The following is an 11,919-nucleotide window of genomic DNA, read 5'->3' on the forward strand; positions in this document are numbered from 1 at the left end:
CGCCGGGTGTGTCAGGGGTTGGCTGGCTCCGGGGCGCGTCCATAGATATCAGTAAAGCGCACGATGTCGTCTTCGCCCATATATTCGCCACTTTGTACTTCGATCATGACCAGGTCGATCACGCCGGGGTTGGTCAGGCGATGGAGGCGCCCCGGTTCAATGAATGTCGACTCGTTGGAGTTGAGCAAAAATTCGTTGTCACCGTTGATTACACAGGCCATGCCGCTGACCACAATCCAGTGCTCACTCCGATGATGGTGCATTTGCAGTGACAGTGATCCTTGCGGGCGGACCACGATGCGCTTGATCTTGAAGCGCGGGCCTTCCTCGAGCACGGTGTAGGTGCCCCACGGGCGACTGACCGTACGGTGCAGGCGGTGGGCATCATGGTCCTGCTGCTTAAGCTGCTGGGCAATGATTTTGACTTCCTGGCTGCGTGTGGCATCAGCGATCAGTAAGGCATCAGGGGTGTCGATGATGATCAGGTTGTCCAGGCCCACGGCGCCGACCAGGCGGCGAGGCGAGTCGATATAGCAGTTGGAGACGTCGTGCAGCACGGTCTCGCCATTGCACTGGTTGCCATTGTGGTCGGCTTCCTTGAGTTCGCGAACCGCTCGCCAGCAACCGATATCGCTCCAGCCAATGTCCGCAGGCAGCACGGCGACCTGGTCAGATTTCTCCATTACGGCATAGTCGATGGAGATATCCGCTACGCGCTCGAACGTTTGCGGATCAAGTTCCACCATCAGTTCGCCTTCGCCCGCTTTGCACGCGCTTTGTTCCAGGCAGTGGGAAACGCTGGCGAGCAGGTCGGGCACGTGGCGATCCAGCTCGGCCAGGATGGCATCCACCCGCATGCAGAACATGCCGGCATTCCACAGGTGCTGGCCGCCGTCGAGGTACTGCTGTGCAGTGATTGCATCAGGCTTTTCAACAAATCGCTCGACCTTGTAGCCTTGAGCATCCAGCGCCTGGCCTTTCTCGATATAGCCAAAACCGGTTTCGGCGTGGCCGGGAACCAGGCCGAAGGTGGTCAGCCAGCCTTGTTGGGCCAGCATGCTTGCTTCTTCTACTGCACGTTCAAAGGCGGGCAGGTCGGTAATCAGGTGATCGGCGGGCAACACCAGCAACAGTGCGCTATCGCCATACAGGCTGGCGCAGCGTAACGCCGCTGCGGCGATGGCGGGCGCGGTGTTGCGGCCGAAGGGCTCGAGGATGAAGTCCAGGGTGGCACTGTGTTTCAACTGGCGGTACTCGTCCTGGGTGCGAAAGTACACTTCCCGGTTGGTAACGGTCAGTACGCGCTCAACGCCGGGCAGGGCGCTGGCACGGGAAAAGGTTTTTTGCAGCAGGCTCTGGCCGTCGGGCAGGCGCATGAACGGCTTCGGCATGGTTTCGCGAGAAACCGGCCACAGGCGTGTACCGGCGCCGCCGGCGATGATGCAGGGAATCAGAATGCTCATTTCTCAGCCTTGAGTCAGGGCACTGAAACTACAGTGCGGTAAAGGGAGCGGGGGACCTGACAGGTGCTTGCGTAATGAGTCAATAAAATGACTTTTACCATCAGCTTCTTCCGTGAAGGCCAAATATTTGTCGAATGATGCACCCGGACGCTCACGCTTTCAATGTTATTTAGGCTGGCACACGGCAAATTTTCTTCCGGTGCGATCAATGGATGTGCAGCAATGCCCCGTATTTTGCGGTCCAGATGCTCGGGTTTTTATCGGCGAGGGGAGTCACGATGACGCAGCGCAAGGCACTTTTGATTCTGCATGGCAAGCAGGCGATCAACGATCAGGTACGCGATGCGGTGGGTGGCATGCGTGAGCGTGGCTGGCCGCTGGAGGTGCGCCTGACCTGGGAGGCCGGCGACGCCGAGCGTCTGGTCCGGGAGGCCATGACGGGCGGCTACCGGCATGTGGTGGCAGGCGGTGGAGACGGCACTTTGCGCGATGTGGCCGAGGCCATGGTGCGGGTCGGCATCCAGGCCAGTCTGGTACTGCTGCCATTGGGGACGGCCAATGATTTTGCCCGGGCTGCAGGTATTCCCCTGGACCCTTTGGAGGCGCTGGCATTGCTGGAGGCGCCCGCGCAGGCCATAGACCTGGGGCAGGTCGGTGAGCAGGTGTTTCTCAACATGGCCACCGGCGGATTCGGTAGCCAGGTGACGGCCAACACCTCCGAAGACCTGAAGAAAGTTCTGGGCGCGGCGGCCTACCTGTTTACCGGGTTGTCGCGGTTCAGTGAGCTGAGCGCCGCCTCGGTGGTGCTTCAGGGGCCGGACTTCCATTGGCAGGGCGACCTGTTGGCCCTGGGTATCGGCAATGGACGTCAGGCCGGTGGTGGGCATGTATTATGCCCGCAGGCGCAGGTGGATGACGGCTTGCTCGATATCAGTATCCTGCCGGCCCCTCAGGAGGTGGTGGGGACCTTGCGCAGCCTGCTCAGTGATGGCCTGGGGCTGGAAAACATGTTTGTGCGGGCACGCCTGCCGTGGGTTGAAATCAAGAGTTCGCAAGGCCTGGACATCAACCTGGATGGCGAGCCGTTACAAAGCGACAGCTTGCGTTTCGAAGTACTGGCCAGTGCCTTGCGGGTACACCTGCCCGCCGACTCGCCGTTGCTCAGTCATCCAGGCTGATGATCTGTTCGCGCACGGCGAACAGCACAAGCCCGGCAACGTCATAGATCTGCAGGCGTTTCATGATCTGCGAACGGTGTGTTTCCACGGTCTTGATGCTCAGGCCCAGGCCATGGGCAATTTCGCGGGTGGACTTGCCCCGTACGATCAGGCGCAGGATCTCCAGCTGGCGGCCCGTCAGGTTGTGGTTTTCAGAGGCCTGCGGTTTGCTGGTCTGGGCTCGCAGCAGGGCCTGGTTGATGACGGTATGCGCAATCGCCGGGCTCAGGTAGCGCTCGTTGCAGCGTAGCGCTGCCAGGGCCTGTTCCAGCTCGGTGGCGGTGGTGTCCTTGAGCAGGTAGCCATGGGCACCGCTTTCCAGGGCCTGCATGATCAGTTCCGGATCGGTATGCATCGACAGGATCAGCACTTTGCTCCGACAGCCCGTGGCACGTAGCTGGCTCAGTGCATCCAGTCCGTTGGTCGAGCGCATGGAAATGTCCAGCAGGACGATATCGGGGTCCAGCTGTTGCACCAGCTCGGTTACCTGGCTGCCGTCATTGCCTTCGCCAATGACGGTGTACCCGGGAATATCAGACACCAGGGCACGGACGCCGGCGCGAATCAGTGAGTGGTCATCCACTAGCAGCAATGTACAGGTCATGGGGTATTACTTGTCTTGGCGCGTTCAAGGGTGCGTGGGGGCCAGGGAAACAGGGCGTTGATGCAGGTGCCTTTGCCTGGCTGGCTGACGACTGACAGTTTTCCGTCCAGCAGCGTGACGCGTTCAAGCATCCCGGCCATGCCGCGCTGTCCTTCGTCTGCAGGGCAGCTCGCGGGGATGAAACCCTGGCCGTCGTCGTTGATGGACAGGGCCAGGCCTTCAGGCTGGCGCTGAATGCAGACGACGAGGTTGTGGGCATTGGCATGACGAAGCATGTTGGTGACCGCTTCCTGAGTGATGCGAAACGCAGCAATGGCCATCTCTTCCGGGATGCCGCCCAGGCGCTGGCGGCATTCAAGGCTCCAGTGCACGCTGGTATTTTCCAGGGTGCGCAACAAGTGTGCGCGCAAGCTGGCCTCAAGTCCCAGGCTGGCTAGCTGGCGGGGGTTGAGAATGGCCGAGACGTCACGCACATTGGCCAGCGTGTCGTCCAGTGTGCTGCGCAGCGTGCTGCAGTGTTCCTGAAGTTCAGCAGGTACACGACGTTGCAACCAGTCGGCCTGGAGTTTGGCGGCGGTCAGCAATTGGCCGATATCGTCATGCAGTTCCCGGCTCAGGCGTTGGCGCTCGCTTTCCTGGACCTTGAGCAGGCGGTCGGCCAGTTCGGCGGGGCGCATGGCAATCGAACGCGCCCAATGGCGCAGGTGCCAGCCAATGCTCAGCATCGCGACCAGTTGCAGGGCCAGTGCGCTCAGCGGTATGGGCAGGGCGTAGGCGTAGAGCAGTACATTGACCACGACCGATGCCAGGCACAGCAATGCGGTCAGCCCGCGCAGCAGAGCGGCCCCGGGGCGCCAGAGGGTGAATGTATTGAGGCTTGGGAGCATAAAGATGAAGCCGCTTAAATATCGCTGTAGAAAGCCTTGAAAAGGTCAAACTAGAGGCGTTGTCGTATTGCCTTCAATATCATTTAAATGTCGGCGCCAGGTGAAGTGATGAGTGTCGGTGTCTGGCGCGTAAATTATCAGGTCCGTGATTGGCCAGGGGGCGACAAGCGTTCATCGGAGGGCATGGTATCACTTCGGATAAGAATGGTCGCCAACTCTGATAACTGACTGAAACATCAGGTTTTGCTGGCTGGTACGCGAGTTCCAACCGGCGCAATACCTAGCAAATTGCCATCACTTTTTTCGGCAGAATAACTTTCGCAAGATGGATTAAATCTGCAGTTACAACCCCGTTGCAGAAATAACGGATAAGCGGGGAAAGTATCGGCTTAATGCCTGGCATACATCCAGATGGCAGTGTCGTGAAGGTACTTTGTCCATTATGCCTTAGTTGCAAAGAGTTTCATGTCCGGTTGTCGCCTGCAGCCTATGAAGCGAAGGCCCGCAAGGGCTCATGCTCGCGCTGCAGGGCGCGCAATTGAAACCGGGTGCAGGGCAGCGGCCAGGTTGTCGAGCAGCACGACCTGCTCGTCAGTGTCCAGGCTCAGGCGACCGGTGCGGGGGTCGATCAGTTCAAGTTGCCAGGCCAGCAAAGTCAGGCATTCTTCCAGGGCCGGCAATGCGCTGCCCGGCAAATGCGCCGAATGGTGGGTTGCTTCCAGCAGTTGCTGCAATTGCTGGCTGTAGCTGGCCACTTCCACCAGGCCCAGCAGCCGCGCGCGGTCGACCAGTGTTGCCAGGGTGTCGTTCAGGCAATGGCAGGCATCCGGATCGTTGTCGATCAGGTTCAGGTGCTGCAGGCACTCTTCGGCCTGGGTCAGCAAGACCTGGGCATCCAGCAGAAAGTCCTGCAGGACGCTGCTGTTCAGAGATTCATTAACCATCATTTGGCTCCAGCGCAACGGGCTGGAACGGGGGCTGGCCACAATGAGGCGATCGCTGACAAAAGCCTGACTCCGTTCATGCAATGAGAATGGCGTCACATTAATGGCTAATGGATATTGCGAACATCAGGTCTCACCTGATTGCCACTAGGGGATTCCCTGATAGCTAATCGTTTGCGACCCATTGCGGGCGTTTGCGACAGGGGTGGGGTGAGTGCAGTAAAGCATGATGGTAAAGTGACATCAATGGGCGATTCAGCAATTTCTTCAAGGGGTCAAGCTGAGCCCGATCTGGCCGATACAAAGCCAATTGATTCATTTCTTGGAACAACCCTGGGGGTTCTTTAATGGCTGGCATTCTCGACACGGTAGACCAAAGAACGCAGCTGGTGGGTGAGAACCGCCTGGAAATCCTGATGTTCCGCCTGGCCGGCCGGCAGTTGTTTGCGATCAACGTGTTCAAGGTCCAGGAAGTGCTGCAGATGCCCAAGCTGACCTTGATGCCGCAGCGCCATGCCTTTGTTTGCGGCGTGGTCAACTTGCGCGGGCAGACGTTGCCGGTCATCGATCTCTCCCAGGCCATCGGCATGCGCCCGCTTACGCCGGGGCCGGGCAGCACCATCATTGTCACCGAGTACAACCGCTCGGTGCAGGCGTTCCTGGTGGGGGGCGTCGATCGCATCGTCAACATGAACTGGGAAGCGATCCTGCCACCGCCGAGCAGCGCCGGGCGTCAGCATTACCTGACGGCAATCAGCAAAGTCGATGAGCAACTGGTGGAAATCATCGACGTTGAGAAAGTGCTGGCCGAAATCGTGCCTTATAGCGCCAAGGTCTCGCGCGACAAACTTGAGAATCCGGTGCTGGCACGAGCGCGGGGTCGCGAGGTGCTGTTGGTGGACGACTCCACGGTGGCCCTGGCGCAATTGCGCGATACCCTGTCGCAGTTGGGGGTGAAAATGCATGTGGCCAGTGATGGCCTCAAGGCACTGCGGATGCTCAAGGGCTGGGCCGATGCCGGGGAAGATGTGTGCGAAAAATTGTTGATGGTGTTCACCGACGCCGAAATGCCGGAAATGGACGGTTATCGACTGACCACCGAAATCCGCAATGACCCGCGCCTGCGCTCGCTTTACGTGGTGCTGCACACCTCGTTGTCGGGCAGCTTCAACGAGTCGATGGTGAAAAAGGTCGGCTGTGACAATTTTCTGTCGAAGTTTCAGCCCGACAAGCTGGTCGATGTGGTGCGCCAACGTTTGATGCTGGATGAAGCGACCGTCTGAGTCGGTATAAGCTAGGGCTTTGAACCGGTAAAAGGCAGGTCAGAAATGCAATTGAGTGCGCTGTACCGATACCCGCTCAAATCGGCGCGTGGCCAGGCGCTGCAATCCTCCTCGCTGGATGCATTGGGGTTGAGCGGTGATCGCCGCTGGATGCTGGTGGAGCGCGATAACGGCCGTTTCCTGACTCAGCGTGCATATCCGCAGATGAGCCAGCTGACGGCGTTGCACGGCTTGGATGGCAACCTGACCCTGGAAGCGTCCGGGCGAACAGCGTTGACAGTCGCCGTGCCGCCGGCCGACAGCGAGCTGCGCGGTGTCACGATCTGGCGCGATACCTTTCGCGTCCCGGATGCCGGCGATGCGGCTGCGCACTGGCTCAGTGAGTTTATCGGCAAGGACGTGCGGCTGGTCTATGTGCCCGAAGAACGTACCCGCTTCCTGCCAGGTGGTTATGGCCTGGTCAGCGACCGGGTGGCGTTTGCCGATGGTTTCCCCCTGTTGCTGATTGGCCAGGGCTCGCTCGATGACCTGGTGCAGAGGGTTGGGCGCCCCCTCGAAATGCAGCGCTTTCGTCCCAATCTGGTGGTGGAGGGTGCCGCAGCCTTCGCCGAGGATGGCTGGAAGCGTATCCGCATCGGCGAGATGGAGTTTCGCGTGCTCAAACCGTGCGAGCGCTGCATCCTGACGACTATCGATCCGCAGACCGGCGAACGCAGCCCTGATCGCGAACCGCTGACCACTCTCAAGACCTATCGGCTAAAGGAAGGGGATGTCCTGTTTGGGCAGAACCTGGTAGCTGATGGTGCCGGGGTGCTAGAAGTGGGGATGCCGGTAACCGTGCTGGAATAGTCATCGGGTGAACATCCCACAGGCAGGGTGCAAACCTCGGGCATTGCACCTTACCTGTGGAGTGGGTTCACCCGCGAACCTGCCGGGCTGACCGGCAGAGATCGTTATTGGTCGTCGAAATACCGCTCATGCCAGTCCACCAGCGGTTGTGGCGAGTTGAGCTTCTGCCCGTAGATCACCGAGTACGAGAGTACGTTCTGCACATACTGGCGCGTCTCATCGAACGGGATCGACTCCACCCATACATCAAAACTCAGGTGGTCGGCGCCACGCAGCCATTGCCGCACGCGACCCGGACCTGCGTTATAGGCAGCGGATGCCAGTACCCGGTTGCCATTGAACTGGCTGTGCACCTGGCTCAGGTAGGCGGCGCCCAGCTGAATGTTCTTGTCCGGGTTGAACACCTGGGCTGGGGAGGCCAGCGGGATGCTGAACTTGCGCGCGGTTTCCTTGGCGGTGGCCGGCATCAGTTGCATCAGGCCGCTGGCGCCCACGCTGGAGCGGGCGTCCTCCATGAACGCACTTTCCTGGCGGGTGATGGCAAACACCCAGCTCGAATGCAGCCCACGTACCTTGGCTTCGCGCACCAGGGTGTCGCGGTGAGCCATCGGGAAGCGGATGTCCAGGTCGTCCCAGTACTGTGCCTGGCTGATGGTGCGGATGGCCGGGAAGTACCAGCGCATGTCATACGCCAGTTTGGCCTGGGCAACCATTTCGTCCCGGCTGAAATGACGGCTGACGTGGTACCACTCGCGTCGACCGTCGACGATCTGGCCGCGGGCATGGAACTCCAGGGCTCGACGAATACCCGGCGTGTTGCGCACCTTGTTCATCAACGCCTGGCTGAGTACCAGTGGCTTGTTGTTCAGCTGGTACGGGGTTTTTGCCCGGTCGGCAGCGAGAAAACCATAGAAGTCGCGCTCACGGGCGACGGTCTTGTACAGCAATGGAATCTGCGGGTTTTTTGGCTGCGCCAGTTCCAGGCTGCGCGCTTGCCAGTAACGCCAGCGATTGCTGCTGGCCAGGTCTTGCGGCAGGCGCTTGGTCAGCTCATAGGCGTCTTCCCAGCGTCCCAGGCGCAGCAACAGGCGCAGGCGCCACTCGGTGACGGTGTTGTCACGCAGTTCAGGGTCGTAGCGGGTCATCAGGTCCAGCGCCCGTGGATCGTAGCGCCGGGCCAGGGTCAGGCCGATTTCCCGGGCAATGGCCACTTTCTCGTCACGAGAAAAATGCATGCGGTTGGCGTAGTCGTCCAGCAAGCCCATGGCGCGTTCCGGGTCCTGGCGTGCCAGGCGGCGCAAGCCCAGGCTGACGACGTCGGACATGGTTTCGTTGACCGGTGTGAAACGGCTTGGCTGGTTGAGCAGCTCCGGCTTTTGCGCCACATCCACCAGCAAGCGGCCCTGGGGGGCGAGGGAGGTGAGGTCTTTGGTCAGGCTGTTGGCCAGGGCATAGTTGCGCGCCTGCGCTGCCAGCTTGGTGCGTTCCCAGCGTTTCTGCTCGGTGAGCTGGCCTTCGGCAGCCCAGCGGCTGAACAACGCGTCGCAGGCAGCAGGCTGCGACTTGCCCACAAGCCAGAGTTTTTCTGCCGAGGCATAACCTTCGGCGCGCTGGCCCTGGATCAGCTGGCGCTGACCATTGAGGCAGTCGAGTTCGGTAAAATTGAGCTTCGGATCATAATAGCGACTGAAGGTGTCCCATTCGCCACGCTCAGCCAGCCAGCGCAACCAGCGCAATTTCATCCAGTTGGCTTGTGGCAGGTCGCCATGGGCGGCAAGGAATTTCTCGATTTCGGCATTGCTGGCGGTCTTCAGGCGTGCCGTCAGCTCGTCATATGCCAGGTAAGGAGTCAGCGGATAATCGCTCAGCGCCTGGGCGTAGCGCAGGTACGGGCCTTTGTCGCCCTTGGCCAGGGCGCGTTTGGCCTCATCGTAGTACTGGCGTTGCACAGTGATATCGGTGGCCTGGGCGACGCTGGCCGCAGAAGCCGAGAGAAGCAGGCAGGAAACTAGGTTTAACAGGCGGCTGCGCATGAGACTTCCGGGCAGTTTGACCATAAAAAGTGACGGCGAGGCCAGCACTGTTTGAATTGCATTGCTTTAGCTTAGCCGTTTGCCGCAGGCGGATGAAAGCATTGTGCTTGTATCCAGTTGTAATCGGACAGCCTATCGTCGGATCTGCCTGCAGGTTCGCCTGCTTAATGTGAAGCCGGCCCAAGTCAGGTAGAATGCGCGCCCGGTTTTTGGAGAAGATCATGACCCTGCTCAAATTAAGCGATGTGTCCCTTGCGTTCGGCGCCATGCCGTTGTTGGACAAGGTGTCGTGGCAGATCGCCCGTGGTGAGCGGGTGTGCATTATCGGTCGCAACGGTACTGGCAAATCGAGCATGCTGCGCCTGGTCAAGGGCGATCAGAAACCCGATGACGGCGACGTCTGGCGTGCCCCGGGCCTGAAGATTGGCGAGCTGCCACAGGAACTGCCGGTGGCCGACGGACGCACCGTGTTCGACGTTGTGGCCGAAGGGCTGGATGGCGTCGGCGCGTTGCTCGCCGAATACCATCACCTGAGCCAGAACATTCACACCGATGCCGACCTTGAAAAGCTCATGCACGTCCAGCACGACCTGGAAGCGCGTGATGGCTGGCGGCTGCAGCAACTGGTCGACAGTACCCTGAGCCGCCTGCAGTTGCCGGCCGACAAAACCCTTGCAGAGCTCTCGGGTGGCTGGCGTCGTCGTGTGCTGCTGGCCCAGGCGTTGGTGTCCGAGCCTGACCTGCTGTTGCTCGACGAACCGACCAACCACCTGGATATCGGTGCGATTGCCTGGCTCGAAGAAGCGCTCAACGGTTTTGGCGGCGCCGTGCTGTTCATTACCCACGACCGTTCCTTCCTGCAAAACCTGGCCACGCGCATCCTCGAGCTGGACCGTGGCGGCCTGATCGACTGGAACGGCGACTACGCCAGCTTCCTGGTACACAAGGAAGCCGCGCTGGCGGCCGAAGAAACCGCCAATGCGCTGTTCGACAAGAAGCTGGCCCAGGAAGAAGTGTGGATTCGTCAGGGCATCAAGGCCCGACGCACCCGTAACGAAGGCCGCGTGCGTGCCCTCAAGGCCCTGCGCGTAGAGCGCAGCGAGCGCCGTGAGCGCCAGGGCAAAGCCAACATCATGCTTGATGTGGCAGAGAAGTCCGGCAAGCAGGTGATGGTGCTGGAGAACGTCAGCTTCAGTCACCCGGGCGGCCCGCAGCTGGTCAAGGACTTCTCTATGGTCCTGCAGCGCGAAGACCGTATCGGTCTGCTCGGCGCCAACGGTACCGGCAAAACCACCCTGCTCAAGCTGATGCTCGGTGATCTGGAGCCTACCGGTGGCAAGGTCGAGTCAGGTACGCGCCTTGAAGTGGCCTACTTCGACCAGTTGCGCCACCAGCTGGACCTGGAAAAGACCGTTATCGACAACCTGTCCGAAGGTCGCGATTTCATCGAGATCGACGGTCAGAACCGTCATGTCCTGAGCTACCTGGGCGACTTCCTGTTCAGCCCGCAACGTGCCCGGACTCCGGTCAAGGCATTGTCCGGTGGTGAGCGTGCGCGGTTGCTGCTGGCCAAACTGTTCAGCAAACCGGCCAACCTGCTGGTCCTCGACGAACCCACCAACGACCTGGACGTGGAAACCCTCGAGCTGCTCGAAGAAGTGCTGTCGGCGTTCAAGGGTACCGTGCTGATGGTCAGCCACGACCGGGCATTCCTCGACAACGTGGTTACCAGCACCCTGGTGTTTGAAGGCGAGGGCAAGGTCCGCGAGTACGTCGGCGGCTACCAGGACTGGATCCGTCAGGGCGGTTCGCCGAAGTTGCTCGGCGTTACCGAGAGCAAATCGGGCAAGTCGGAGCTGAACACGGCAGTGGTCGAGGCGGTGGTGGCGACGCCGGTGGCGGAACCGGCTGCCGAGGCACCGAAGAAAAAGCTCAGCTACAAGCTGCAGCGCGAGCTGGAAGCCTTGCCTGGCCAGATTGATGAGCTTGAGCAGAAGATGGCTGCCGTGCAGGAGGAGATTTCTGATCCTGCGTTCTACCAGCGGCCGATTGACCAGACTTCCGCCGTGCTGGCACGCCTTGAGCAGATGCAGGCCGAGCTGGATGTGCTGGTAGAGCGCTGGGCTGAACTGGATAGCTGAGTGAAGGTGCCCGGCGCAGTGAGCGCCGGGCGACCCGGCTTACTCTTTTTTCAGCAGGCGTACGGCGAGCACATCGCAGGGAGCGCCGTGCAGCACGTCATTGGCGGTGGAGCCCAATAGCAGGGCCAGGCCGTGGCGGCCATGACTGCCGACCACGATCAGGTCGCACTGCTGTTCTTTGGCTAGCTGGTGGATTTCCTGGCGGGGTTGGCCGTAGGTCAGGTGCGAATCGCCGCGCTTGATTTCCGGGTACTTGTTGAACAGGCGATCCATGCGCTCCTTGGCCTGGTCGAACTGTTGCTGTTGCAGCTGCGACAGGTCCATGGGCACATCACCACCAAACGCCATCGCCATCGGCTCGACGATATGCACTAGGGAGACCTTTGCATTGGTGGGCGCGGCCAGTGTCATGGCGCGTTTGATGACCGGGTCGCATTCTTCGGTCAGGTCGACGGCAACCAGTATGTGTTCGTAGGGCATGAGAAGCTCTCCTGACAG

The 11,919-nt window shown here is 60.3% G+C and carries 10 protein-coding genes; 4 read left to right on the plus strand and 6 right to left on the minus strand.

Annotation, left to right across the window (positions count from 1 at the left end):
- Positions 1–11: 11 nt before the first annotated feature.
- Positions 12–1,463, minus strand: a complete 1,452-nt coding sequence (locus tag I5S59_RS06455) for a mannose-1-phosphate guanylyltransferase/mannose-6-phosphate isomerase (RefSeq protein WP_197875879.1) — start codon at positions 1,461–1,463, stop codon at positions 12–14.
- 278 nt (positions 1,464–1,741) lie between these two features.
- Here I5S59_RS06455 and yegS point away from each other — a divergent pair, with 278 nt between their 5' ends.
- Complete coding sequence (yegS, locus tag I5S59_RS06460; protein WP_197875880.1) at positions 1,742–2,641, plus strand: lipid kinase YegS; 900 nt, start codon at positions 1,742–1,744, stop codon at positions 2,639–2,641.
- Here the strand turns inward: yegS and I5S59_RS06465 are convergent.
- From I5S59_RS06465 to I5S59_RS06475, 3 genes are all read right to left on the minus strand, one after another.
- A complete protein-coding gene (locus I5S59_RS06465) occupies positions 2,625–3,284 on the minus strand; it encodes a response regulator (protein ID WP_197875881.1) in 660 nt (219 codons plus the stop codon). The genes yegS and I5S59_RS06465 overlap by 17 nt on opposite strands.
- Positions 3,281–4,171, minus strand: coding sequence for a sensor histidine kinase (locus I5S59_RS06470; protein ID WP_197875882.1), 891 nt, complete (start codon positions 4,169–4,171; stop codon positions 3,281–3,283). Before I5S59_RS06470 ends, I5S59_RS06465 begins: the two co-directional genes overlap by 4 nt.
- A gap of 512 nt (positions 4,172–4,683) precedes the next feature.
- The gene (locus I5S59_RS06475; RefSeq protein ID WP_197875883.1) at positions 4,684–5,115 is read right to left on the minus strand and encodes a histidine kinase; all 432 of its coding nucleotides are present in this window, start codon (positions 5,113–5,115) and stop codon (positions 4,684–4,686) included.
- 347 nt (positions 5,116–5,462) lie between these two features.
- On the opposite strand from I5S59_RS06475, the gene I5S59_RS06480 reads away from it, so the two are divergent.
- Together I5S59_RS06480 and I5S59_RS06485 are read left to right on the plus strand one after the other, a co-directional pair.
- Positions 5,463–6,398: a chemotaxis protein CheV gene (locus I5S59_RS06480; RefSeq protein WP_197875884.1), complete on the plus strand. Its 936-nt coding sequence runs from the start codon at positions 5,463–5,465 to the stop codon at positions 6,396–6,398.
- A 45-nt stretch (positions 6,399–6,443) separates the two neighbouring features.
- Complete coding sequence (locus I5S59_RS06485; protein WP_197875885.1) at positions 6,444–7,247, plus strand: MOSC domain-containing protein; 804 nt, start codon at positions 6,444–6,446, stop codon at positions 7,245–7,247.
- A 104-nt stretch (positions 7,248–7,351) separates the two neighbouring features.
- On the opposite strand, the gene I5S59_RS06490 is transcribed toward I5S59_RS06485, so the two are convergent.
- Positions 7,352–9,280 (minus strand): transglycosylase SLT domain-containing protein, encoded by a 1,929-nt coding sequence (locus tag I5S59_RS06490; protein WP_197875886.1) that lies wholly within the window; start codon positions 9,278–9,280, stop codon positions 7,352–7,354.
- A 221-nt stretch (positions 9,281–9,501) separates the two neighbouring features.
- Between I5S59_RS06490 and I5S59_RS06495 the strand changes: the two genes are divergently transcribed.
- Positions 9,502–11,421, plus strand: coding sequence for an ATP-binding cassette domain-containing protein (locus tag I5S59_RS06495; protein ID WP_197875887.1), 1,920 nt, complete (start codon positions 9,502–9,504; stop codon positions 11,419–11,421).
- Between the two features lie 39 nt (positions 11,422–11,460).
- On the opposite strand, the gene I5S59_RS06500 is transcribed toward I5S59_RS06495, so the two are convergent.
- On the minus strand, positions 11,461–11,901 hold the full coding sequence (locus tag I5S59_RS06500) for a universal stress protein (RefSeq protein WP_128326161.1): 441 nt from the start codon (positions 11,899–11,901) through the stop codon (positions 11,461–11,463).
- Positions 11,902–11,919 lie beyond the last annotated feature (18 nt).

Origin of the sequence: Pseudomonas alkylphenolica, assembly GCF_016009175.1 — a bacterium.
GTDB lineage: Bacteria > Pseudomonadota > Gammaproteobacteria > Pseudomonadales > Pseudomonadaceae > Aquipseudomonas > Aquipseudomonas alkylphenolica_B.